Origin of the sequence: Nocardia uniformis NBRC 13702 (assembly GCF_001613345.1) — a bacterium.
Classification (GTDB): Bacteria; Actinomycetota; Actinomycetes; order Mycobacteriales; family Mycobacteriaceae; genus Nocardia; species Nocardia uniformis.
Genome location: NZ_BDCE01000125.1, coordinates 1 through 22416 on the forward strand (window position 1 = coordinate 1; position 22416 = coordinate 22416).

The 22416-nt window shown below is 65.1% G+C and carries 22 protein-coding genes, 2 tRNA genes and 1 pseudogene; 16 read left to right on the forward strand and 9 right to left on the reverse strand.

The window, feature by feature from the left end:
* Nucleotides 1–445: acyl-ACP desaturase (locus NU1_RS39090; RefSeq protein WP_169815211.1), on the reverse strand; the 445-nt coding region annotated here is incomplete at its 3' end.
* Nucleotides 446–522: 77 nt separating this feature from the next.
* Here NU1_RS39090 and NU1_RS39095 point away from each other — a divergent pair.
* Nucleotides 523–1449, forward strand: coding sequence for a MerR family transcriptional regulator (locus NU1_RS39095; RefSeq protein WP_067529491.1), 927 nt, complete (start codon nucleotides 523–525; stop codon nucleotides 1447–1449).
* A gap of 102 nt (nucleotides 1450–1551) precedes the next feature.
* Nucleotides 1552–2190 carry a Rossmann-fold NAD(P)-binding domain-containing protein gene (locus NU1_RS39100; protein WP_067529444.1) on the forward strand — a complete coding sequence of 213 codons (639 nt, stop codon included), beginning with the start codon at nucleotides 1552–1554 and terminating at the stop codon, nucleotides 2188–2190.
* A 31-nt stretch (nucleotides 2191–2221) separates the two neighbouring features.
* Here NU1_RS39100 and NU1_RS39105 read toward each other — a convergent pair whose 3' ends face one another.
* The 3 genes from NU1_RS39105 to NU1_RS39115 form a co-directional block, all read right to left on the reverse strand.
* The gene (locus tag NU1_RS39105) at nucleotides 2222–2968 is read right to left on the reverse strand and encodes a hypothetical protein (RefSeq protein WP_157553620.1); all 747 of its coding nucleotides are present in this window, start codon (nucleotides 2966–2968) and stop codon (nucleotides 2222–2224) included.
* A gap of 156 nt (nucleotides 2969–3124) precedes the next feature.
* Complete coding sequence (locus NU1_RS39110; protein ID WP_067529448.1) at nucleotides 3125–4462, reverse strand: DUF1254 domain-containing protein; 1338 nt, start codon at nucleotides 4460–4462, stop codon at nucleotides 3125–3127.
* Between the two features lie 293 nt (nucleotides 4463–4755).
* Nucleotides 4756–4842, reverse strand: a tRNA-Leu gene (locus NU1_RS39115).
* A gap of 221 nt (nucleotides 4843–5063) precedes the next feature.
* Between NU1_RS39115 and NU1_RS39120 the strand changes: the two genes are divergently transcribed.
* The 6 genes and pseudogenes from NU1_RS39120 (at nucleotide 5064) to NU1_RS43700 (ending at nucleotide 11317) form a co-directional block, all read left to right on the forward strand.
* Nucleotides 5064–5681 carry an ANTAR domain-containing response regulator gene (locus tag NU1_RS39120; RefSeq protein WP_067529450.1) on the forward strand — a complete coding sequence of 206 codons (618 nt, stop codon included), beginning with the start codon at nucleotides 5064–5066 and terminating at the stop codon, nucleotides 5679–5681.
* Nucleotides 5682–5893: 212 nt separating this feature from the next.
* Nucleotides 5894–7120, forward strand: a complete 1227-nt coding sequence (locus NU1_RS39125; RefSeq protein WP_067529453.1) for a branched-chain amino acid ABC transporter substrate-binding protein — start codon at nucleotides 5894–5896, stop codon at nucleotides 7118–7120.
* A 92-nt stretch (nucleotides 7121–7212) separates the two neighbouring features.
* Nucleotides 7213–8289, forward strand: coding sequence for a branched-chain amino acid ABC transporter permease (locus NU1_RS39130; RefSeq protein WP_067529456.1), 1077 nt, complete (start codon nucleotides 7213–7215; stop codon nucleotides 8287–8289).
* On the forward strand, nucleotides 8286–9506 hold the full coding sequence (locus NU1_RS39135; RefSeq protein WP_067529457.1) for a branched-chain amino acid ABC transporter permease: 1221 nt from the start codon (nucleotides 8286–8288) through the stop codon (nucleotides 9504–9506). The genes NU1_RS39130 and NU1_RS39135 overlap by 4 nt, the downstream gene beginning before the upstream one ends.
* 41 nt (nucleotides 9507–9547) lie before the next feature.
* Nucleotides 9548–10453, forward strand: a pseudogene (locus NU1_RS43695) (ABC transporter ATP-binding protein); the annotation flags it as partial.
* 168 nt (nucleotides 10454–10621) lie between these two features.
* Nucleotides 10622–11317 carry an ABC transporter ATP-binding protein gene (locus tag NU1_RS43700; protein WP_245720517.1) on the forward strand — a complete coding sequence of 232 codons (696 nt, stop codon included), beginning with the start codon at nucleotides 10622–10624 and terminating at the stop codon, nucleotides 11315–11317.
* A 58-nt stretch (nucleotides 11318–11375) separates the two neighbouring features.
* Here NU1_RS43700 and NU1_RS39145 read toward each other — a convergent pair.
* A tRNA-Trp gene (locus NU1_RS39145) sits at nucleotides 11376–11448 on the reverse strand.
* A 159-nt stretch (nucleotides 11449–11607) separates the two neighbouring features.
* Here NU1_RS39145 and polA point away from each other — a divergent pair.
* Entirely contained in the window at nucleotides 11608–14334 is a 2727-nt protein-coding gene (gene polA / locus NU1_RS39150) for a DNA polymerase I (protein WP_371859882.1), read from the forward strand.
* A 90-nt stretch (nucleotides 14335–14424) separates the two neighbouring features.
* Here polA and NU1_RS39155 read toward each other — a convergent pair whose 3' ends face one another.
* Nucleotides 14425–14769, reverse strand: coding sequence for a four-helix bundle copper-binding protein (locus NU1_RS39155; RefSeq protein WP_067529461.1), 345 nt, complete (start codon nucleotides 14767–14769; stop codon nucleotides 14425–14427).
* A gap of 157 nt (nucleotides 14770–14926) precedes the next feature.
* Here NU1_RS39155 and NU1_RS43950 point away from each other — a divergent pair, with 157 nt between their 5' ends.
* Entirely contained in the window at nucleotides 14927–15058 is a 132-nt protein-coding gene (locus NU1_RS43950) for a hypothetical protein (RefSeq protein ID WP_281221293.1), read from the forward strand.
* A 98-nt stretch (nucleotides 15059–15156) separates the two neighbouring features.
* The gene (locus NU1_RS39160) at nucleotides 15157–15600 is read left to right on the forward strand and encodes a 2-isopropylmalate synthase (protein ID WP_067529462.1); all 444 of its coding nucleotides are present in this window, start codon (nucleotides 15157–15159) and stop codon (nucleotides 15598–15600) included.
* A gap of 246 nt (nucleotides 15601–15846) precedes the next feature.
* On the opposite strand, the gene trxA is transcribed toward NU1_RS39160, so the two are convergent.
* A complete protein-coding gene (gene trxA, locus NU1_RS39165; RefSeq protein ID WP_067529465.1) occupies nucleotides 15847–16215 on the reverse strand; it encodes a thioredoxin in 369 nt (122 codons plus the stop codon).
* A 241-nt stretch (nucleotides 16216–16456) separates the two neighbouring features.
* Between trxA and NU1_RS39170 the strand changes: the two genes are divergently transcribed.
* From NU1_RS39170 to NU1_RS39185, 4 genes are all read left to right on the forward strand, one after another.
* Nucleotides 16457–17542: an isocitrate/isopropylmalate dehydrogenase family protein gene (locus NU1_RS39170; protein WP_067529493.1), complete on the forward strand. Its 1086-nt coding sequence runs from the start codon at nucleotides 16457–16459 to the stop codon at nucleotides 17540–17542.
* 143 nt (nucleotides 17543–17685) lie between these two features.
* Entirely contained in the window at nucleotides 17686–18600 is a 915-nt protein-coding gene (locus NU1_RS39175; RefSeq protein ID WP_067529467.1) for an ABC transporter substrate-binding protein, read from the forward strand.
* A 9-nt stretch (nucleotides 18601–18609) separates the two neighbouring features.
* Nucleotides 18610–19572: an amino acid ABC transporter permease gene (locus tag NU1_RS39180; RefSeq protein WP_084522221.1), complete on the forward strand. Its 963-nt coding sequence runs from the start codon at nucleotides 18610–18612 to the stop codon at nucleotides 19570–19572.
* A gap of 29 nt (nucleotides 19573–19601) precedes the next feature.
* On the forward strand, nucleotides 19602–20354 hold the full coding sequence (locus NU1_RS39185) for an amino acid ABC transporter ATP-binding protein (protein WP_067529469.1): 753 nt from the start codon (nucleotides 19602–19604) through the stop codon (nucleotides 20352–20354).
* Nucleotides 20355–20519: 165 nt separating this feature from the next.
* Here NU1_RS39185 and NU1_RS39190 read toward each other — a convergent pair whose 3' ends face one another.
* Nucleotides 20520–21359, reverse strand: a complete 840-nt coding sequence (locus tag NU1_RS39190) for an alpha/beta fold hydrolase (protein WP_067529471.1) — start codon at nucleotides 21357–21359, stop codon at nucleotides 20520–20522.
* The gene (locus NU1_RS39195) at nucleotides 21356–21790 is read right to left on the reverse strand and encodes a helix-turn-helix domain-containing protein (RefSeq protein ID WP_067529473.1); all 435 of its coding nucleotides are present in this window, start codon (nucleotides 21788–21790) and stop codon (nucleotides 21356–21358) included. The genes NU1_RS39190 and NU1_RS39195 overlap by 4 nt, the downstream gene beginning before the upstream one ends.
* Nucleotides 21791–21958: 168 nt before the next feature.
* On the opposite strand from NU1_RS39195, the gene NU1_RS39200 reads away from it, so the two are divergent.
* Nucleotides 21959–22414 carry a DUF4383 domain-containing protein gene (locus NU1_RS39200; protein ID WP_067529475.1) on the forward strand — a complete coding sequence of 152 codons (456 nt, stop codon included), beginning with the start codon at nucleotides 21959–21961 and terminating at the stop codon, nucleotides 22412–22414.
* Nucleotides 22415–22416: the final 2 nt, after the last annotated feature.

Below are 22416 nucleotides of genomic sequence, written 5' to 3' on the forward strand. Positions count from 1 at the left end.
GGTGGGCGGCGGACAGCGGGTCGAATCCCTTGGTCATCGCGATCATCCTGGCCCGCTCCAGTTCGGCCGGATCGACGCCGCGGGTGACGACGAGATAGTCGCGCAGGACGATGCCGTGCCGGTTTTCTTCGGCGGTCCAGCGACCTACCCAGGTGCCCCAGGCACCCTCCTGGGAGAAATTCTCGGCAACGACGCGGTGATAGGACGGCAGGTTGTCCTCGGTCAGCAGATTGGTGATCATGGCGGCTTTGGCCAACTCGGACAGCCGGGATTGCTCAGGGGCCCAGTCGATCCCACCCAACGCGGCGAAATTGCGCCCCTCGTCCCACGGCACGTAATCATGTGGATGCCACTCCTTCGCCACCGCCAGATGGCGATTGACGTTCTCCTCGGCAACCGGCTCCAACTCCCGCAGCAGGTCGAGCTCTGTCAACGATCTTCCCAATGTCTTGTCCTCTCAGCGGTTTCGGCAGGCAGTGCCAGTACGCTAAGAGCTCCAGTGGGGTGGAGGTTCAACAAACTGTGACCGACAGCACACGGCTGATCAGTATCGGCGAGCTGGCCCGGACGACCGATCATTCGGTGCGGACGATCCGGTTCTATTGCGACGAAGGGATTCTGGAGGCGCGGCGAAGCGCGGGCGGGCATCGGATGTTCGAGGCGGAAGGGGCGGTGGAGCGCCTGCGGCTGGTTCGTCGGCTGCGCGCGCTCGGCCTAGGTCTCGGGGCGATCGCGGGTGTGCTGCAGGAGGAACGATCGATCTCGGAGACTATTGCCGCTGAACGCGTCCGAGTGGACAACGAATACCGGTCCCTGGCTTGGCGACGAGCCTCGCTGCATGCGCTCGAGACAGTCGCCCCGGCCGAGCGAACCAAACGACTCGCGCTGCTGGCGGCAGCGCAGGACGGCCGGGCGGCCTACGATTCCATCGTGCGTTTCTGGCGGCGCATTCTCGCGCCGATGACACCGGACCACTTCGACGGCTATATCGCGATGAGCGTTCCGGAACCACCGGCCGATCCCTCCGCCGCGCAGGTAGCCGCCTACGCGGAGATGACCAGTCTCGTTACCCGTCCCGAACTGTATGCCGTGGCGTGGCGGCAGATCTGGCGGCCGAATCCGGAACCGGCACGCGACGAGCTCGGATTCTTGTCCGGGCTGGCCACCGTCTGCATTGACGTCCTGCCCGTCGTATCGGCTGGCGTACAACCGCACACCGGTGCCGCACTCGACCGTTTTGTCGATGCTCACGCAGCAGCACGAGGACAACGCGACTCGCCCCAATTCCGCCAGCAACTGCTGGTCGCCGCAACCGACATGGACCGCCGCATCCTGCGCTACTGGAACCTGACAGCGGAGCTGTTCGAAACGCCCGCCACGATCGGTCATGCTCACCACTGGCTCTACAACGCGCTGAACCACTCGGTGCGCCGCAGTGAGATCGGCTGAGTCGACAGCTCACCGAGTCGATGTATTAGGGCCCTGTGATTGGCGGAGCGCTACCCTGGGAACTGTTCGATTCTGCGGCCTCTGGGGAGGCAACGTGTCGCGGTGAATCATCTTGCGCACTATCTGTTGGCGCGGTTGTTGCTGCCAGTATTGGGCGATGGGGCGATTGTCACGCTGACCTCGAGCGGGACGCATGATCCCGCTATCAAGGCGGGGCTGGTGCCGCCTCGGCATGCTGATGCGGACCTGCTGGCGCACCCGGATTGCGATCCGGACCGGGATACTCGGCCGCGTAAAGCGGGGGAGCATGCGTACACCGCATCCAAGCTCTGTGCCGTACTCACCGCACGGTCGTTGGCCGAGTACGGGAACGGTCCGACTCGGCGAATCACGGTGCTCGCCTATGACCCGGGACAGGTGTTCGGGACCGGGTTGGCGCAGAACTTGGCGTTGCCGTTGCGGATGGCCTGGAAGGTGTTCGGCACCCCGCTGGGCTGGCCGATCCGACGATTCAGCCCCACCCTCAACACCCGTGCCGACGCGGGAAACACCTTGGCCGACTTGGTGCTCGGCCGCGCGACGCCCCCGGATGGGCACAACTACGCCGCTTTGCGGCGAGGACACCTCACCTGGCTGGAGCCGTCGGAAATGGCTCGCGACGACAAGCTGGCACAAACACTCTGGAACGACAGCGCCGGGCTCGTCGGCCTGCCGGACCGACACGACCGCCTGCCGGACTGACACAACCGCAACTCGCCCGAAAAGAGCGGCGCTACTGGTGCGCGGAGGAACTCGTCCGAGGCTCGAGACGGTCGGTCTCGATCGCATCGTCGTCGATGGCTTCATCGCCCTGCTGGACGGGCAACTCCCGCTCGCCGACCGGCGGTATCTCGGGACCAGCGAGAGCGTCCGTCTCCTCGGACGCGTCGACCGGATCGGCGACCGACATCGGCTGCTCCGCAGCCGCGGGAGACGTCTCATCCCTCGACCCGAGCGTCTCGAGCTCGGCACGCAGACCCGCGACCTCCGCCGCCAACTCATCGCGCACCTCTTCACGCTCGAGCAGATTCGCCCGCACACTGTCGATGGTGTCGTTCATATTGGCCAGCAGCCGATCGGCCCCGATCAACCGCCATTCGATCACCGCCCGGCGATCCACCGCCCCGCTGGTGTCGGTCACCCAATCCACCACGTAGTTGAGCCATTCGGACTGCTTGGGCATCTTCACCGTGTCGGTCCAACCGCGCCGCAGCAGGGTCTTCGACGACAGCACCCACTCCCCGGACGGAGTGGTCATCTGCACGTGATTGAGCTTGCCGACATTCGAGACGACGACGGTGAGCCGGTAGCGCCCCACCAGATGCATGCGCAGCTCCGCCGCCCCGCGCCCATCGGCGTCCATCGCCCCCAACCACGGGCCCTCCGCCGCGTCGATCACCGACTCGAGTACTCCGAGCTGCCCTACCCCCCGCCGTAACCGCGTAGCCCGCCGCCGTAGATCGTCAGGCGTATCCGTCATCTGATCCCAGTGCATCTGACCTCTCGTCTTCTTCGTCGACCGGCCGCAGTGGATGGCACAGCTGCGAACCCGTCCGAATATATCCGCGCCACCTCCGCACCTACGGTAGGCGTGCATGCGGGCAACCAGGCCGACTCGGGGACGTATCGCTGTCGGTCAGCTGATTCCGACGATCGGTGCGATCTCGTAGGCGCCGTCGAGGATTGGTTGGCGGGGTACGTACATTCGGAGGGCGGGCCGGAAGGGTGCCGGGGGTGCGGGCAGCCAGTTGGCGCGTTCGATGGGATCGGTGGGTTCGTCGTGGCCGATGGTGAGGGTGAGTGACCCATCCGGGTTGGTGATCAGACCTGGGGTGCGGTCGCCGATCGAGTAGCGGCCGATCGGATTGTCGACGAGATAGAAGTCCGGCATCGAGTACATGGTCAACGACCAGAACGCGTTCACCGGCGGGATCGGGTCGAGGGTGAGCTGGTAGCGGTGGTTGCCGTCGAGTGGGCTGCCGGTGCTGTCGGTGTAGGTCAGGGCGTAGGTGGCCTCATAGCCGTGGTTGCCCCACAGGCCCGCGCGCGCGGACGCGGCACGACTGACGATCCGCGCTTCGGTGTCGGCGATCTTCCATTCCGGGGCGTCGATGGTGCCGATCTCGAAAGCGTCGTTGTTGTAGTCGAATCCGTGGATGCTGACCATCCAGCCGTTGACCCGGTCGACCCCCGGCATGGCCCGGGCGTACTCCTCGACCTGTTCGCTGCCCCGGGCGTACGCCGCCTCCAACTTCGCCGTCAGTTCGGGACTCGCCTCGGACAGGGAGGTGATGCCGGTGAGCCCGAGATCGGCGAAGCTGTGCTGAATCGGCACGTCGCGCAGTGCGGGCGGGAGCGCCTGCGACCACACCCGGAATTTCTCGAAGAAGTCGATCGCCTTCGGTAGTCCGGTGGGTATCGCGGGGAGCCCCGTCGGGGCGGAGGCGGCGAGTGGGGTGAGGGTGGTCGCGTCCTGCAAGGCGTGCACGGCGGACAGGTCATCGCCCGTCACCGCCCAGCGGCCGACGATCGTGGCAATCCGGGTCGGGCAGCCGATCACGCGCAAGCCTTGATCGTCGCCCTCCCAGCCCGGTGGTACGAGCAGGAACTCCCCGGTGCCGGTGCCGGTCGCGCGGCTACCGATATAGGCGAAGTTGTTCGTCCAGGCATCGACGAATTGCAGGACGTAGTAGCGGCCACCGGTGTCGGGTACCGACAGCCGCACGGGACCGACGCTCAGATCGAGTTGCGCCACCGAGTAGACGGTGTCGTTGTTGACCGATACGAAGGTGTCTTCCGGTGTGGCCAGTGCGCGGGTGTGGCCGAAGGTGTTGAACGGCGCGGCCGGATTCGCACCCACACCGGTGGTGACGAATCGCAGCACCTGCTCGAGGTTGAACACCAGTGGAAAGCCGTACACATAGGCGAAGGCGGAATCGTGCGTTTCCGAGTTCGGGATCGCGGAAGAAGTCATAACCCGACCGTAGAAACCCGGCAGTCACCGCACCTCACCCGATCCGGATGAAGTTGGGAATCGGAAAGCGGATCCGCATCTCCGATGCGATGCTGTCTGCTGTGCCCTCGAGACGGCCGCGGTGAAGAGCATTGCGCCTCATGGCCTTCGGTACGCTTCGGCGTCACCAGGTCGGTGCCGAGGCGAATAGTGAAGTCGCGCAAGCCGTGTCGGTGCGCGGGTCGCCATTTACCGCCTGCGGCCGGGAATGGCAGAGGGCTATCCCGGGGAATCCCCGAAATAGCCCTCTACCTTGGTGCCGAGTGTGGGACTCGAACCCACACGTCCTTCCGGACAACGGTTTTTGAGACCGTCGCGTCTGCCAGTTCCGCCAACCCGGCGCACCGGGAGAAAACTATAGCGGGTGGGTGCCTCGCAAACCTAACCACACCCGGGAACTGCGTCCGACGTTGTGATACTGGTCGGTTTGCGCTGGGTAGATGGGTTGTGGTGGGAGGTGGGCGGTACTCTTTGGGTTACTCGGGTGCGTGCCGATCCAGCGAGGGTGGCGCCGGACGAGATGCATCGGGTGTTGGTTATCGGAAGCGACAGGGGTTCATCTATGGGAACGACAGCAGGGGGCGCGAAGAAGGATGCGCCGTCCACCCCGAAGCGGGTGGTGGTCGCCGAAGACGAGGCGCTCATCCGGATGGATCTCGTCGAGATGCTCTCCGAGGAGGGCTATCACGTAGTCGGTGAGGCCGGTGACGGTCAGCAGGCGGTGGATCTGGCCGAGGAGTTCCGCCCCGATCTGGTGATTATGGATGTGAAGATGCCGCGGCGCGATGGCATCGACGCCGCGGCGGAGATCGCATCGAAACGGCTTGCCCCCGTGGTGATTCTGACCGCCTTCAGTCAGCGTGATCTGGTGGAGCGGGCGCGTGACGCGGGCGCGATGGCGTACCTGGTGAAGCCGTTCACCAAGTCGGATCTGGTGCCGGCCATCGAATTGGCCGCCAGCCGATTCCATGAGATCACCGCGCTGGAGGGCGAAGTCGCCAATCTCGCGGATCGGCTCGAGACCCGCAAGCTGGTCGAGCGTGCCAAGGGTGTGCTGATGCAGACGCAGGGTCTGTCGGAGCCGCAGGCATTCAAATGGATTCAGCGCACCGCCATGGATCGCCGGACCACGATGAAGGCGGTTGCCGAAGTGGTGCTGGAGAACCTCGCACCCAAGTAGCCGTTCGCTGGCCCTTTGCCGACGGTGCCCGTGCGGATTTACCCGCACGAAACGCAAAGGGCCCATCTGTTTGTTTCGATGTCACATGCTTGATGCGAATGTGATGCGCAGCTCACGTGGCGGGGCTATGTTCTGACCGGGCCGACAGATGAGGCGGCCCCCTCGGCGCGCCGGGGGAGCACAGAACATAGAGGTGAATCGTGCTTGGTTCAATGACGCGCACGACGTCCCAGCGACGACGTCGCCTGGGACGGGCAGTGGCCATCGGGGCAGCGGCGGCGCTCGCGCTGGCGGGTTGCGGTGACAAGTCGGATAGCGATGGGACGCAGAGCGCCGGGGGCCTGACCATTCAGCCACTGGTGCAGGTCGACCTCGACGGCAAGGAGGTTCCGGCCGCCGATACGTCCGCGGCCGCCGACCCCGCGGGCGACGGCAAGGCCGAGTGCGCCCCGCAGACGATCGCGTACGCGGGTCCGCTGACCGGTCCGAACGCGAATCTCGGTCTCAATATCGTCCGGGGTGTGAAGCTGGCGCTCGACGAGCACAACAAGGCGAATGCGGACTGCCAGGTCGCGGTGAAGGAATTCGATACCGAGGGCAATCCGCAGAAGGCCACCCAGGTAATCCCGACGATCATCAATGATCCGTCGATCGTAGGGCTGATCGGGCCGACCTTCTCCGGCGAGAGCAAGGCGACCGGCCAGGTGCTCAGCGACGCCGGAATGCTCGCGCTGTCACCGTCCGCCACCAATGTCGAACTCACCACGAACGGCTGGAAGACCTTCTTCCGCGGCCTCGGCAACGACGGCGTTCAGGGTCCGGCGGTGGCCAATTACCTGCTGGAAACCGGAAAGTACAAGCAGATCTGCGTTGTCGCCGATAACACCGATTACGGTGTCGGCCTGGCGGCGACATTGACCGAGACGCTCGGGTCGGTCGCCGATCCCAGCTGCGCGGTGAACGTCAAGGAAGGCGATAAGGACTTCTCCGCGGCGGTGTCGAAGCTGTCGGCCGCGAGTCCGGACGCCATTTACTACGCGGGCTACTACGCCGAGGCCGCCCCGTTCGTGCAGCAGCTGCGCTCGGGCGGTGTGACGGCGACATTCATCTCCGATGACGGCACCAAGGATGTCGAATTCGTGCGGCAGGCGGGCGACGCGTCGAAGGACGCGGTGCTGTCGTGCCCCTGTGGTCCGGCTCCGGATGAGTTCGCCGAGGCGTACAAGGAGCACTCCGGATTCGACGCGGGCACCTACTCCACCGAGGGTTATGACCTCGCCACGATCGTGCTGAAGGGCATTGCGGCCGGCAAGACCAGCCGCGCCGACATGGTCGAGTACGTGCGCAACTACCAGGGGCAGGGCCTGGCCCGCGAATACCAGTGGGGTCCGACCGGTGAGTTGACCAAGGCGCTGATCTGGATGTACGAGGTCAAGTAGCCCAACCTAGTTCGAAATAGCGTGTGCCGAGAGTCCGGTGCGATCCACCGGCTCCCGGCGCACGCTGTTTTTCCTGACGGCGAGAGTAACGAATGAGTTCATCCGCATTGATCGATGCGACTCTGTTGGCGAACGGGTCGATCGATTTCAACGTCTCGGGTGTGGTCGACCAATTCTGGCGACTTACCGTGGACGGACTGGCCTACGGCTCGATTTACGCACTGGTCGCGGTCGGATACACGCTGGTTTACGGTGTGCTCCGACTGATCAATTTCGCCCATTCCGAAATATTCATGGTGGGCATGTTCGGTCAATATGTCGGCCTGATGCTGCTCGGCTTCGGCCCCAGCGGAAACGCCTATTCGCAAGGAGTCGTCCTCACCGTCGTTTATCTGGGTGCGGCCATGTTGATCGGTATGGCGGTCTCGGGTGCCGCGGCCGTGAGTTTGGAGCGCGTTGCCTATCGCCCGCTGCGTAAGCGCGGGGCCAAACCGCTCATCTTCCTGATCACCGCGATCGGCATGTCCTTCGTATTGCAGGAATTCGTGCACTACGTACTGCCGAAAATCTGGCCGGAGTTGCGCATACACGAGGTGCTGCCGAATGTCTCGGAAAATCTCGGCGGTACGAACGCGCAGCAGCCGATCATGCTTGTCCAACCCACTGAACAGTTCCAGATCTTCGGTGCCTCGGTTACCAATGTGACGCTGGTGATCATCCTTTCGGCGGTCGCTTTGGCCGCGCTCACCGAAATGATCATCAACCGAACGAAATTCGGCCGCGGTATTCGTGCGGTCGCGCAGGACCCCGATACCGCGACGCTCATGGGCGTATCGCGGGAACGGGTCATTATGCTGACCTTCCTCATCGGCGGTGTGCTCGCCGGCGCCGCCGCGCTGCTGTACACCCTCAAGGTGCCCAACGGCATTATCTACTCGGGTGGATTCATCCTGGGCATCAAGGCATTCAGCGCCGCCGTGCTCGGCGGTATCGGCAATCTGCGCGGTGCGCTGCTGGGCGGCCTGCTGCTGGGGCTGGCGGAAATGTACGGACAGATCCTGTTCGGCACCGAATGGCGTGACGTGGTCGCCTTCGTACTGCTGGTCGCGGTGCTCATGTTCCGTCCGACCGGCATTCTGGGCGAGAGCTTGGGGAGGGCCCGGGTATGACCGAGACGAAGAAGACTTCGACCGCGCCGCAGCGGCCGATGCGCGGCGTCGGCGACGCGCTGCGGTCCTGGTGGGGCGGACTGTCGCGGCCCGCGCAATGGGGTATCGGGGTACCGGCGATCGTGCTGCTGGCCCTGCTGCCGCTGTTCCCGCCGCCGTTGCTCAATACGCCCGGCACCAGCTTCGGTGGCGTCATGGCCCAGTTCGCGATGTACGCGTTGATCGCGGTCGGGCTGAATGTCGTTGTGGGACAGGCGGGTCTGCTGGACCTCGGCTACGTGGGCTTCTATGCGGTCGGCGCGTACTCGGTCGGTCTGCTCACCAGTCCGAACAGTCCGTGGAACCAGGCCGCCGGCGGTTTCCTGAACACCAAGTGGGCGTGGCTGGCGTGTGTGCCGATCGCGATCCTGCTGACCGCGATCTCCGGTTTGATCCTGGGCACCCCGACGCTACGGGTGCGGGGTGACTATCTCGCGATCGTGACCCTCGGCTTCGGTGAGATCGTGCGGCTGCTGGCCGACAACCTCGGCGATGTCACCAATGGCAGTCTCGGCCTGGCCGGTATCGCGTATCCGCGGGTCGGCGAATCGGAAACAGTATCCGGCGGCTACTTCTCCTCGGGCAATCTCGGGGATTCGACGAGCGGAAATCTCTTGGACCGGGCCAACTCCGGGACCTGGTGGTTCTGGCTCGGCATGATTCTGGTGATCATCGTCCTGCTGATCGTCGGCAATTTGGAGCGCAGCCGGGTGGGGCGCGCCTGGGTGGCGGTCCGTGAGGACGAGGACGCGGCCGAGGTCATGGGGGTGCCGGCGTTCAAGTTCAAGCTGTGGGCGTTCACCATCGGCGCGGCGATCGGCGGTCTGTCCGGTGCGCTGTATGCCGGTCAGGTGCAGTTCATCAACCCGACCGGCTTCAACATCATCAACTCGATGCTGTTCCTGTGCGCCGTGGTGATCGGTGGCCAGGGCAATAAGCTCGGCGTGCTGGTGGGCGCGTTCCTCATCGTGTACCTGCCGAACCGGTTCATGTCGGTGGAGGTGGGCGGGCAATCGCTCGGTGATTACAAGTATCTGTTCTTCGGTTTCGCGTTGGTGGTGGTAATGATCTTCAGGCCACAGGGTCTGTTCCCGGCTCGACAGCGACTGCTCGCCTACGCGCGGCAGGTGTATCGGGCGGTACACCGCCCGACACCCTCGACGGGAGCGGGACAGTGACCGGGCCGGGCGCGGGCGGCGCGCTGTTCGACAACGAGGACATGGCGGCCGGATATACCGCGCCACCGGAGGTCGAGAGCGCCGGAACGGTGGATGTCACCGCGGTGATGCCCGACCTCGCTGATGCCGCGACCGTGGCCGAGGTGGTCGCCCCGACCCGGGAAATCGAAACCGCCGTCGGCGCACCGCTCTTGCGCACGGATGAGCTGACGGTCCAGTTCGGCGGTCTGACCGCCCTGGACAAGGTGAGCTTCGAGATTCGGCGCGGTGAGATCCTCGGCCTCATCGGTCCGAACGGCGCGGGCAAGACCACCTGCTTCAATGCGATCAGCGGCGTCTACCGTCCGACCAGCGGCACGGTGTTCTTCGACGGTCACCCGCTGACCAAGACCAAGCGCAATCAGATCACCCGGCTCGGTATCGCCCGCACCTTCCGGAACATTCGGTTGTTCGGTGAGATGACCGCGCTGGAGAATGTGGTCGTGGGTACCGATGCGCGGCACCGCACCTCGGTTCCGGGCGCGATATTCCGCACCCCGCGCCATCGGCGCGAGGAGCGCGATGCCATCGAAAGAGGTATGGCGCTACTGGAATTCGTGGGTATCGCACCACGCGCGGTCGAGAAGGCGCGCAATCTCTCCTACGGCGACCAGCGTCGTCTGGAGATCGCGCGAGCCCTGGCGACCGAGCCGAAACTGCTGTGCCTGGACGAGCCCGCCGCCGGATTCAACCCCAGCGAGAAGTCGGCGCTGATGGACCTCATCCGCAAGATCCGCGACGACGGGTTCACCGTCCTGCTCATCGAGCACGATATGCGTCTGGTCATGGGTGTGACCGACCGGATCGTGGTGCTCGAATTCGGTCGCAAGATCGCCGACGGGCAGCCCGCGGAGATCCGCGAGAACCAGGCGGTGATCAACGCGTATCTCGGTGTACCGGATAGCGATTCGGAGTCCGGGCGGGCCGCCGCACCGGGCGGTGATGGCACCACTGCGGCGAGCGTCAGCCTGACGAAGGATGACGGTGACACCGCCGAACCGTCCGTGACACCGCGTGTCCCCGGGCTCGGGGCACCGGCTGACAGCACTGGGACCCCGCTGTTGCAGGTCGAGGATATGGTCGTCAACTACGGCAGAATCCAAGCCCTGCACGGCGTCTCGCTCAGTGTCGACGCCGGGGAGCTGGTCACCCTGCTGGGTGCCAATGGTGCGGGCAAGACCACCACCATGCGCGCGCTGTCGGGTCTGCTACCGCTGACCCAGGGTCGAATCCTCCTCGAAGGTCGAGATATCACCCGGATGAAGGCGCACGAACGGGTACTCGAGGGTCTCATTCAGGCCCCCGAGGGGCGCGGCATATTCCCCGGTATGACCGTGCAGGACAACCTCGATATGGGTTGCTACGCACGGCCGTTCAAGAAGAAGACCGAATATGACGAAACCGTGGCCAGGATGTTCGAGCTGTTCCCCCGGCTGGCCGAGCGTCGCCGTCAGGTCGGCGGCACCCTGTCCGGCGGCGAGCAACAGATGCTGGCCATCGCCCGCGCCCTGATGGCCCGGCCGAAACTGCTCCTGCTGGACGAACCGTCAATGGGCTTGGCCCCTATGGTTATTCAGCAGATCTTCCGCATCATCAGTGAGATCAACGAGCAGGGCACCACGGTTCTGCTGGTGGAACAGAACGCCCAGCAGGCGCTCACCCGCAGCGACCGCGCCTATATCCTGGAAACCGGCGAGGTAACCAAAACCGGCAACGGCGCGGACCTCCTCCGGGACGACGCCGTCAAATCCGCTTATCTCGGCGTCGGCTGAAATCGGTACAAGCTGGTCGGGCCGGTCATTCGCGAGAATGACCGGCCCGAACCCATTGCAGGGGCGACAGGACTTGAACCTGCAACCTGCGGTTTTGGAGACCGCTGCTCTGCCAATTGAGCTACGCCCCTAGGCGCGTGATCACGGTACCAAGCCGGAACGCCCGGACGAAATCGCTTTTCCGCGCCGTGTTCCGGCCCGGTCGTACCGGACGGCGACGATCCGGTTGTCCCCGGTGCCGACGATTGTCGGTGGACCTCCCTAGACTCTGACGCGTGACTCCTGCCTCCATCGATCAGCGGCCGAGTGCTGTGTCCACCGCAACCTCTGAAACCGGCGAGCGGCCCACCCTGCTGCTGCTCGACGGGCATTCGATCGCGTACCGCGCGTTCTACGCGCTACCCGCGGAGAACTTCAAGACGCAGAGTGGGCAGACCACCAATGCGGTGTACGGGTTCACCGCGATGCTGATCAATCTGCTGCGGGATGAGAAGCCGACCCATGTGGCGGCGGCGTTCGATGTGAATCGGAAGACGTTCCGGGCGGAGGCGTATCCGGAGTACAAGGCCAATCGCGCCACCACGCCCGATGAATTCCGGGGGCAGGTGGAGGTCACCCAGGAGGTCCTGGGGGCGATGGGGATTCCGGTGATGGCCCTCGAGGGGTACGAGGCCGATGACATTATCGCGACGCTGACCACGCAGGCGGTACCGCAGGGATACCGGGTACTGATCGTTTCCGGCGACCGGGATTCGCTACAGCTGGTCAATGACAATGTGACGGTGCTGTACCCGAAGAAGGGCGTCAGCGAACTGACCCGGTTCACCCCGCTGGCGGTGGAGGAGAAGTACGGGCTGACACCCGCGCAGTATCCCGATTTCGCGGCGCTGCGCGGCGACCCGAGTGACAACCTGCCGGGTATTCCGGGCGTGGGGGAGAAGACCGCGGCCAAGTGGGTGCGCGAGTACGGGGATCTGGCCGCGCTGGTGGATCGGGTGGATACCGTCAAGGGCAAGGTGGGAGATGCCCTGCGCGCCAACCTGTCCGCTGTGGTGCTCAACCGGCAGCTCACCGAGATGGTGCGCGATGTGCCGCTGCCGTACACGCCCGATCAGCTGGCCATGCAGCCGTGGAACCGCGAGAAGATCCACACCCTGTTCGACGACCTGGAATTCCGGGTGCTGCGCGATCGGCTGTTCGACACCCTCTCGCCGGTGGAGCCGGAGGCCGAGGGCGGATTCGAGGTCAACGGTGGTCCGCTGACACCCGGCACCGTCGCACAGTGGCTGGCCGAACACGCCGAAGCCGGTCAGCGTCACGGGGTTTCGATTGTCGGGGTGGGTACCCCGGCGCACGGTGACACCAAGGCCGTGGCCATTGCCGCCGCCGACGGCGAGGGCGGTTACGTCGACGTACACACACTCACCCCGGAAGATGAAGCCGCCCTGGGCGCGTGGCTCGCCGATCCGGAAATCGGGAAGGCCCTGCACGAGGCCAAGGCCGCCATGCACGCGCTGCACGGCCGCGGCTGGCGGCTCGGCGGACTCGCCAGCGATACCGCCCTGGCCGCCTATCTGGTGCGTCCGGGCCAGCGCACCTTCAACCTCGACGATCTGGCGCTGCGGTACCTGAAGCGGGAACTGCGCGTCGATACCGTCGGCGAGGCCCAGCTGTCACTGCTCGACGATGAGGACCAGGCCGACGAGGAGCTCGCCAAGGCCGAAATTCTGCGCGCCCAAGCGATTTCCGAGCTCGCCGACGCCTTCGACACCGAACTCGAGCGCATCGAATCCACCGCCCTGCTCGGCGATATGGAATTGCCGCTGCTGACCGTGCTGGCCGACCTGGAGGAGGCCGGTATCGCGGTCGACTCCGAACAGCTCGAACAGTTGCAGCGCGAATTCGCCGACCGGGTCGCCGAAGCCGCCAATGCCGCCTACGCGGTGATCGGCAAGCAGATCAACCTCGGCTCGCCGAAACAGCTGCAGGTGGTGCTGTTCGACGAACTCGATATGCCGAAGACCAAGCGCACCAAAACCGGCTACACCACCGACGCCGACGCGCTCGAAGGTCTCTACGAGAAGACCCAGCACCCGTTCCTGCAGCACCTGCTCGAACACCGCGACGCCACCCGGCTCAAGGTCACCGTCGACGGTCTGCTCAAGTCGGTAGCCGACGACGGTCGCATCCACACCACCTTCAACCAGACCGTCGCCGCCACCGGACGTCTCTCGTCCACCGAGCCGAACCTGCAGAATATTCCGATCCGCACCGATACCGGTCGCCGCATTCGCGATACCTTCGTCGTCGGTCCGAACTTCGAATCGCTCATGACCGCCGACTACAGCCAGATCGAAATGCGGATCATGGCGCACCTGTCCAAGGACGCGGGCCTGATCGAAGCCTTCAATTCCGGTGAGGATCTGCACACCTTCGTCGCCTCCAAGGCCTTCGACATCCCCATTGCCGCGGTGGATCCGGAGATGCGCCGGCGGATCAAGGCCATGTCCTACGGCCTCGCCTACGGTCTGTCCGCCTACGGTCTGTCGCAGCAGCTGAAGATCAGCGCCGAAGAGGCGAAAGCCCAAATGGAGGTGTACTTCTCCCGCTTCGGCGCGATTCGCGACTACCTCAACAATGCCGTCGACGAGGCCCGCAAGGTCGGCTACACCGAAACCCTCTTCGGTCGCCGCCGCTACCTGCCCGACCTGGACTCCAGTAACCGGCAGCGCCGCGAATCCGCCGAACGTATGGCGCTCAACGCCCCTATCCAGGGCACCGCCGCCGACATCATCAAGGTCGCCATGATCGACACCCAGCGCGCCATTCGCGCCGCGGGCCTGCGATCGCGCATGCTGCTGCAGATCCACGACGAACTGGTCTTCGAGGTGGCCCCCGGCGAACGCGAGGCACTGGAAACCCTTGCCCGCGAACATATGGCGAGCGCCATCGAACTCTCGGTACCGCTCGAGGTATCGGTGGGCGTCGGCCGCAGCTGGGACGCCGCAGCACACTGAGCCGCGACGCCGGTCGAGCCGTCGCAACGGCACGCTCGACCGGCATCCGGTCCAACACCGCGCGGGGCACTCCGAGCGGGGCGCCCGCCCTCAACCAGCCTGCGCGGGGCGCTTTTCCATGGCCGCACACGCCGCCGCGGCCGTCCGGCACATTTCCGCGCACTCCGTCTCCCCGAGCTGCTCGCACTGGTCGGCGGCCTCGACGCACGCGTCACCGGTCAGTTCGCACAACCACTCCGCCCATTCCCATTCCGAGCCGCGTTCGAGTAGTTCCGCGGTCACATGCGAGAGGTCGGACAAATCCGTCAGCATGGCGATGTGTTGTCTCGTCGCGTGCTTCCCGCCGAGGTCGAGGGAGTCGAGGATCTGCCGTTCGCATCCGCGGTGGCAGCCCAGTAGGTGGTTGATGGTGCTCTGGATCTTCGGCTCGGTCATCGCATCCCTCCGGAGCGGTTGCTAGGAATTTGCTCATTCTCGGTCAGGAAGGCTTGACCTGGACGTAGGCGTGCCGGATGGGCTGTGCTGAAAGTTACTCGTCGGTCGGTGTTGAATATGGTTGCTATCCCCGAGATGTCCCCTTAAGCTCGGTGCCGTGCCGAATCCCGCCTACAGCCGCAGCGCTGCGCTCATGGTCGCCGACCGCGACCGCGCCGCGCTTGTTCCGCTCACCGCGATGGTGGCTGCCGGGCGAATTCTCGTAGTAGCCCGCCGTAGCGGGGTCTGATTCGGACCGGCCTCCTCGCTGCGGCCACTTTCTCCACCTAAGTTTTTGCGCTGGTCCCCTCTGCCATTCCACGGAAGATTCGGGAAGACCTCGTTCACATGACCATCACCATTGATACCGCCACGTTCATTGCCGCTGCCCCCGCTAGCCTGCGGGCCGAGTGCAGTGGCTCGAGTCCTGCTGAGTTCTACGACCGGTACTGCGAATACGCGGGCCCGATCAAGCTCAGCGAATGGACGCCCATCGGCCAGCACGGCCCGGGCGGCCAGTACCAGGCGACCCTCGAGATCGCCGATCACCTGCGCACCGTCATTACGACGGGTAATCCGGTGGCCACCCTGACCTCGGCCCTCTACGACGAGGGCTATCCGGTCGAGATCCTGGCGTTCCACCAGCGCGGCACCGACGGTGGTTTCGCCACCTTCGTGCAGTGCGAGTTCAACGGCCGCCGCGGCTGGGGCGCGGCCCTTGCCGACGATGGTGCGGAATCCACGATTCGCGCGATGATCGCGGGTATCAACCATCTCGGATCGCACTTCTAGAACGCTCCCCCGCCTCCCCGAGTATTCAGCGCACGGCCGAGAGCCGTCGACAGTCGTGCACGCGTGCCGCCGGTTGGGAGCCGAGTCGATTTTGGGCGTACCCGGTGAGTTACCCCGAGTCGTGCGAGATCAGTTGTCGCGTATCCTATTACCCCGAAACGCAGCCGGGGTCGAGTAACACCAAGCGCCGCACCCTTTTCCAAAGGTGCGGCGCTTGTGTGCGTCGTGCTGCGCAGTGCGTCGTGACTACTCGGCGGCCTGCTTCTCGGCGAGCTGCTTGCGAACGTCTTCCATATCGAGCGCCTCGATCTGACCGATGAGGTCCTCCAAGGCGTCCGCAGGCAGGGCACCGGGCTGCGCGAAAACCAGGACGCCCTCGCGGAACGCCATGATGGTCGGGATGGAACGGATCTGCGCGGCGGCGGCGAGACCCTGCTCGGCCTCGGTGTCGACCTTGCCGAACACCACGTTCGGATGCTTCTCGGACGACTTCTCATAGGTCGGTGCGAAGGCGCGGCACGGTCCGCACCACGACGCCCAGAAATCGACGAGAACCACGTCGTTTCCGGTCACGACCTCATCGAAGTTCTGCTCGGTAAGGGTCTGGGTGGCCATGGCATCCTCTCGTGTCGGTTTCGCCCGGTCCAACACCGGGCCTCGCGGTTGTGTTCCCTGCCCGACCGGCCACTCCCGCCGCCGATCGCTGTTCCACCGCCGGTTACCCACAACGGTAGCCGGAAAATCCCCGGGTCCACCGACCGACTCCGGTGCCGACCACCTGCCACAGATTTCGAAAAGGGGCCGTGCGCGTGTGCCGCCGCGCTACCGCCGCATCGGTTGCGCGAGGATTACCGCCATGACTGAAAGCGCGAATCCGCTGCGGCTGGGCCTGATCGAGGGCGACGGCATCGGCCCGGAAATCGTGCGCGCCACTCGTGCGGTGGTCGACGAGGCCCTCGAGGTGGTGGGTGTGCCACCCGTGGAGTGGGTGCCGCTGCTCATCGGCCATGCCGCCATCGGGGAATATGGCGATCCGGTTCCGGAGCAGACGCTCGAGGGGCTCGAGGGACTCGACGCCTGGATCATGGGCCCGCACGACAATGCCTCTTATCCACGCGCCCACCGGACCGGCCTGCCGCCGGGCGGCGCGGTGCGCAAGCACTTCGGTCTGTACGCGAATATCCGTCCCGCGCGGACCATGGCGGGCGTGCGGTCGACGGCGTCGGCCATGGACCTGGCGATCGTGCGGGAGAACAGCGAGGGGCTCTACGCCGACCGCAATATGTTCGCCGGGTCGGGGGAGTTCATGCCGACCCCGGATATCGCGCTCGCCGTCGGCGTGTTCACCCGGGTGGCGTGCGAGCGCATCGCGCGGCTGGCCTTCGAGATCGCCGGGCGGCGGCGCAAGCAGGTCACCATCGTGCACAAGGCGAATGTGCTGCCCATGACCATGGGCCTGTTGCGCGACGTGTGCTACGAGATCGCCGCGGAGTATCCCGATATCGAGACCACCGATGAGCACGTCGATGCCATGGCCGCGCTGCTGGTTCGTACGCCGGAGCGGTTCGACGTCATCGTCACCGAGAACCTCTTCGGCGATATCCTCTCCGACCTGGCGGGCGAACTGAGTGGTTCGCTCGGGATGGCGGCCTCGCTGAACTGCTCCGATACCCACGCGATGGCACAGGCGGTACATGGCGCGGCCCCGGCGCTGACCGGACACAATCGCGCGAATCCGGTGGCGCTCATGGGGTCCGCGGTGATGATGCTGCGCTGGCTCGGCGACCGCGATTCCCACAGTGCCCTGCATCGAGTCGCCGACCGGATCGAGTACGCGATTGCCGGTACGTTGCGGGCCGGTGTCGCTACATCCGATTTGGGTGGGTTAGCATCTACCACCGAATTCACCGAGCAGGTGCGGGCACGTCTGCACCGCTGGTGAGCGATGTCCGGCGCGTAACGGGCACGCGCCAGCGTGTCGCGGATTAATCTTCCGTTACCGACCCGCACGGAATGTCCGACTCGCCTACATTTCGAACCGGCGGGCGACGACCGGATGTCGCGTAACCGAACTGTGGAGGACCTGTGTCTGTTCGATTTTTCCGCGGGCGCGCCCTGCGTGCCGCATGCGCACTCGCGGGCAGCGCTCTGGTGCTGACCGCGTGTACCAGCAATGAGGAAAGCAACGCCCCCGAGGTGTCCAAGGTCGAGGGCATCTCGAAGGTGGATTCCATCGCCTCGCAACTGCCCGAGGAGATCGGCAACTCCGGCAAACTCGTGATCGGCGTCAATGTCCCCTACGCGCCCAACGAGTTCAAGGACTCCTCGGGCAAGATCATTGGCTTCGATGTGGACCTGATGGACGCGGTCACCCAGGTGCTCGGCTTGACCGCCGACTACCGGGAATCGGACTTCGAGAAGATCATCCCGAGTATCGAGGCCGGGACCTACAACGTCGGCATGTCGTCGTTCACCGACAATGTCGAACGCGAGAAAATCGCCGACTTCGTCACCTACTTCAACGCGGGTAGCCAGTGGGCACAGCCGGTCGGCAAGCCCATCGATCCGGAGAACGCCTGCGGTAAGCGGGTCGCGGTGCAGCGCACCACCGTTCAGGACACCGATGAACTCCCGGCCCGCAGCGCCAAGTGCGTCGCCGAGGGCAAGCCGGAGATCGTGAAGGTCGCCTACGACGAGCAGAGCGCCGCGGTCACCGCACTGGTACAGGGTCAGGTGGACGGCATGTCCGCCGACTCGCCGGTCACCGCCTACGCCATCAAGGAGGCGAACAAGAACGACAAGGTGCTCGAGCCCGCCGGTGCCATGTTCGATTCCGCGCCGTACGGCTGGCCGGTGCAGAAGGGCTCGCCGCTGGCTCCCGTGCTGCAGCAGGCCGTCCAGCATCTGATCGACAACGGTCAGTACCAGCAGATCGCCGAGAACTGGGGCGTCCAGGAGGGCGTTATCGCCAAGTCCGTCATCAACGGCGCACAGGGCTGATCGACAGCGATGTCCGATAGTTCCAATACACCGGAGCCGGCCGCCGCCACCGCGGCGGCGGCTTCGGCCCAGGGCGAGCCGGAGCCGATCAAGGCGATCCCCTTGCGGCGGCCGGGTCGCTGGATAGCCTCCACGATCATTCTGGTGGCGCTGGGCCTGTTCCTCTGGGGTGCGAAGACCAACCCGGCCTACCACTGGGACACCTATCTGGATTACCTGCGCGACGAGCGAATTCTCAAGGGTGCGTTGGTCACCCTGGAACTCACCGTGCTGGCCATGTTCCTCGGCGTGGTGCTGGGTGTGGCGCTGGCCGTTATGCGGCTGTCGCCGAATCCGGTCCTGCGCTCGGTGGCCTGGGTATACCTCTGGATCTTCCGCGGCACCCCGGTTTACGTGCAGCTGGTGTTCTGGGGTTTGTTCCCGTCGCTGTACAAGGTCATTACCCTCGGCGTGCCGTTCGGGCCGTCCTTCGCGGATTTCAATGTGCAGGACTGGCGGGCGCCGTTCCTGTTCGCGGTGATCGGCCTGGGGCTCAACGAGGCCGCCTATATGGCCGAAATCGTCCGCGCCGGTGTGAATTCGGTGGGCGAGGGGCAGCGGGAGGCGTCGACGGCGCTGGGTATGTCGTGGTCGCAGACCATGCGGCGCACGGTGCTGCCACAGGCCATGCGGGTGATCATTCCGCCGACCGGCAATGAGCTCATCTCCATGCTGAAGACCACCTCGCTGGTCACCGCGCTGCCCTTGACCACCGACCTGTACGGCAGGGCTCGCGATATCTACAGCGTGAACTTCGAGCCCGTCCCGCTGCTGTTGGTGGCGGCGACCTGGTATCTGGTGATCACGAGTGTGCTGATGGTGGGCCAGTTCTATCTGGAGCGCTACTACTCGCGTGGCCTGTCGAAGCAGCTGACCGGAAAGCAGTTGCGGGCGTTGGCTTCCGCCCGTGTCGCCGGGGAGGAGGGGCATTGAGCGCCGAAACGGTAAGTGCCGCCGCGCCGATGGTGCGTGCGGAGCGGGTGTGCAAGAACTTCGGCGCACTGCGCGTCCTGAAGGGCATCACGCTGGAGGTGCGGCGCGGTGAGGTGATGTGCCTGATCGGCCCGTCCGGCTCCGGTAAATCGACCTTCCTGCGCTGCATCAACCACCTCGAGCAGGTGAATGCCGGACGGCTCTACGTGGACGGCGATCTGGTCGGCTACGAGGAGAAGAAGGGCAAGCTCTACGAGCTGCATCCGCGGGTGGCCGCCCGTCAGCGCCGCGATATCGGCATGGTGTTCCAGCACTTCAACCTGTTCCCGCATCGCACCGCGATCGAGAATGTCATCGAAGCGCCCACCCAGGTCAAGAAGCTCCCCAAGGCGAAGGCCATCACCCGGGCCAAGGAGTTGCTGGACCGAGTCGGTTTGGCGGACAAGGCCGATACCTATCCCGCCCAGCTCTCCGGCGGTCAGCAGCAGCGCGTAGCCATTGCCCGCGCGCTCGCCATGGATCCCAAGCTGATGCTCTTCGACGAGCCCACCTCGGCGCTCGATCCGGAGCTCGTCGGCGAGGTCCTCGGCGTCATGCGGGAACTCGCGGCCGACGGTATGACCATGGTGGTCGTCACCCACGAAATGGGTTTCGCCCGTGAGGTAGCCGACCAGCTGGTGTTCATGGACGGCGGCGTCGTGGTGGAGGCGGGTGTGCCCCGCGAGATCCTGTCGAATCCTCAGCACGAGCGCACCCAGGCCTTCCTATCGCGCATCCTCTGACGCCGAGTCCTCGAGGCCCCGAGCCCCGAGGTTCCGTCATTCCGGCATGCTTTTGGCCGGGATCCACTTCTGACCAGGGGTGGATCCCGGCCGAAAGCACGCCGGAATGACGGGTTTCGTATGCCGTGACGGTGAGTTTCGTCGGCAACGATTCGTGACGCGGCACTACCCGCGCAGGAAGTTCAGCACGGTATCGGTCTGCCCGAGGATGGCGTGACCGACGTCCGGCAGCACCCGCACGGTCGCGTCGGGCACGTTTTCCCTTACGCGGCGGGCGGTTTCGGTGGAGTCGAACATGACATCGCGGGCTCCGACAATGACCAGGACGGGCATTGCCAGCCCGTGTAGTTGGGTGTCGGTGAACATCGGAAGGCGTCCGGTGCGGGGCTTGAAATGTTCGAAGGTGAGTATCACGTCATCGAGGACCGGCTCGAACTCCGGTTTGTCCAAGCCGGTGACGAGACGGGTGGAGGCGCGCTGGTCGGAACGGCCGACCAGGTGCAGCGCGATGCTCTTGAACATCCAGCCGAAGCGCTGTTTGCCGATGCCGCCGGGGCATTGCAGCGCCAGCCGCGTGATGCGTTCCGGGCGGCGGATGGCGTAGTCCAGGGCGGTCCAGCCGCCGAGCGACATACCGACCACGGCGGTGCTCGTCAGCCCCAGTCCGGTCAGCACATCGTCGAGCCAGAGCGCGACGGCCTCCGACTTCAGGTCGGGGCGCGAGGGGGCGCTGAAACCGGGCTCGCCGACCATATCGACGGCGTAGGTGCGGAAATGCTGTGCCCACGAGGCGATATCGCCGAGCCAGGTCGCGGCATTGGCGCCGGAACCGTGCAGGAGGACGAGCGGCGGCGCGTCGACCGGGCCGGAGACGAGGACGAAGGTGTCGCCCTCGCGGGTGGGTACCCGCCGCTCCTCGGCGGGAACGGGCCAGGTGCCCAAGAGTTCTCGGTAGCGCCGCTCGACCACCTGCGCGCCGGCCTCGGATCGGTAGATCGTGCTCATGAGGCGAGCACCCCTTCCATGTAGTCGAAGAGCCGAGCGGTGGCACCCAGGCCACCCACGATGATGACCTTCATGCGGGCCCGCTCGGCGTTGTAGATGGTTTCGATACGCAGTGGCTCGTCCTCGTCGGAACCGCGACTGCCGGCAGCGGCGAACAGCAGCGAACTCAGCCGCGACGCCGTATCGGGGCCGACCGCCTCGATCTCGACAATGCTCGACACCTCGCTGTGCCGGTGCCGCCCGACCGTCTCGCGCAGGGCGTCGGGCACCGGACGACCGGTGAACGCCTCCAGGTCCGCGTGCGCGATGCGGTACTGCTTGCCGATGCGGACGGCGGGCAGCTTGCCGTCGCGCACATAGGTGCGCACCGTGCGGGCGTGCAGGCCGAGGCGTTCGGCTACTTCGTCCACCGAGTACAGGCGATCGGTCATAAAACGACCCTAACAGTCCCTATTTGTAATCACAATGGGGTTGTTTAGGGAGTGATTGGGAACATGTGATGTAGATCGGTGGGATGTTCGCGAACTCTTTCACTCACTGCCATTTGCAACTACACTGCGTAGTAGATAATTCGCCGTGCTGGTGGGGAGGGTCACACGATGAGTGCACAGACAGCGTCGGAGCGCCGAATCGACTTGGCGCGGTGGAGTTTTCTGCAGTGGGCGGTGGCGGTCGTCGGCATCGTCCACATCGTGTGGGCGATAGTCGGATTCATTGTCGAACCCAGTTTCGAGGTCGGGCAGCACGCGGCCGCCACCCCGGTGCTCGGGATGGACTACAACGGGTGGCACGCCGTGGGCGGGTTACTGCTCTTCGTTCCGGCTCTGTTGGCCGCCACCCGCAAGTCCTGGGCGGCCTGGTACTGCGTGATCGCCGCTGTCGGAGGCGGATTCGTCATCGGCATCTGGGCGCTGTTCTCCGAACAGGTCCTGATCTTCAGCTTCCCGAATCACCGGACCGATGCCGTCATACACATCGCCACCGGCGTGCTGCTGCTCGCGCTGATAGCGACCCAGGCGCTTCGCGACGGCGGGCTACGTCGGGTATTCCAGTGAGC

What these genes read in the sequence shown, in the direction of transcription:
- NU1_RS39180 (WP_084522221.1), top strand. Translation starts at nt 18,610, where the DNA reads ATGTCCGATAGTTCCAATACACCGGAGCCGGCCGCCGCCACCGCGGCG.
- NU1_RS39120 (WP_067529450.1), top strand. Translation starts at nt 5,064, where the DNA reads ATGGGAACGACAGCAGGGGGCGCGAAGAAGGATGCGCCGTCCACCCCG.
- NU1_RS43700 (WP_245720517.1), top strand. Translation starts at nt 10,622, where the DNA reads ATGGTCGTCAACTACGGCAGAATCCAAGCCCTGCACGGCGTCTCGCTC.
- NU1_RS39130 (WP_067529456.1), top strand. Translation starts at nt 7,213, where the DNA reads ATGAGTTCATCCGCATTGATCGATGCGACTCTGTTGGCGAACGGGTCG.
- NU1_RS39170 (WP_067529493.1), top strand. Translation starts at nt 16,457, where the DNA reads ATGACTGAAAGCGCGAATCCGCTGCGGCTGGGCCTGATCGAGGGCGAC.
- NU1_RS39200 (WP_067529475.1), top strand. Translation starts at nt 21,959, where the DNA reads ATGAGTGCACAGACAGCGTCGGAGCGCCGAATCGACTTGGCGCGGTGG.
- NU1_RS39185 (WP_067529469.1), top strand. Translation starts at nt 19,602, where the DNA reads ATGGTGCGTGCGGAGCGGGTGTGCAAGAACTTCGGCGCACTGCGCGTC.
- NU1_RS39105 (WP_157553620.1), bottom strand. Translation starts at nt 2,968, where the DNA reads ATGACGGATACGCCTGACGATCTACGGCGGCGGGCTACGCGGTTACGG.
- NU1_RS39160 (WP_067529462.1), top strand. Translation starts at nt 15,157, where the DNA reads ATGACCATCACCATTGATACCGCCACGTTCATTGCCGCTGCCCCCGCT.
- NU1_RS39190 (WP_067529471.1), bottom strand. Translation starts at nt 21,359, where the DNA reads ATGAGCACGATCTACCGATCCGAGGCCGGCGCGCAGGTGGTCGAGCGG.
- NU1_RS39135 (WP_067529457.1), top strand. Translation starts at nt 8,286, where the DNA reads ATGACCGAGACGAAGAAGACTTCGACCGCGCCGCAGCGGCCGATGCGC.
- NU1_RS39110 (WP_067529448.1), bottom strand. Translation starts at nt 4,462, where the DNA reads ATGACTTCTTCCGCGATCCCGAACTCGGAAACGCACGATTCCGCCTTC.
- NU1_RS39195 (WP_067529473.1), bottom strand. Translation starts at nt 21,790, where the DNA reads ATGACCGATCGCCTGTACTCGGTGGACGAAGTAGCCGAACGCCTCGGC.
- NU1_RS39125 (WP_067529453.1), top strand. Translation starts at nt 5,894, where the DNA reads ATGACGCGCACGACGTCCCAGCGACGACGTCGCCTGGGACGGGCAGTG.
- NU1_RS39155 (WP_067529461.1), bottom strand. Translation starts at nt 14,769, where the DNA reads ATGACCGAGCCGAAGATCCAGAGCACCATCAACCACCTACTGGGCTGC.
- trxA (WP_067529465.1), bottom strand. Translation starts at nt 16,215, where the DNA reads ATGGCCACCCAGACCCTTACCGAGCAGAACTTCGATGAGGTCGTGACC.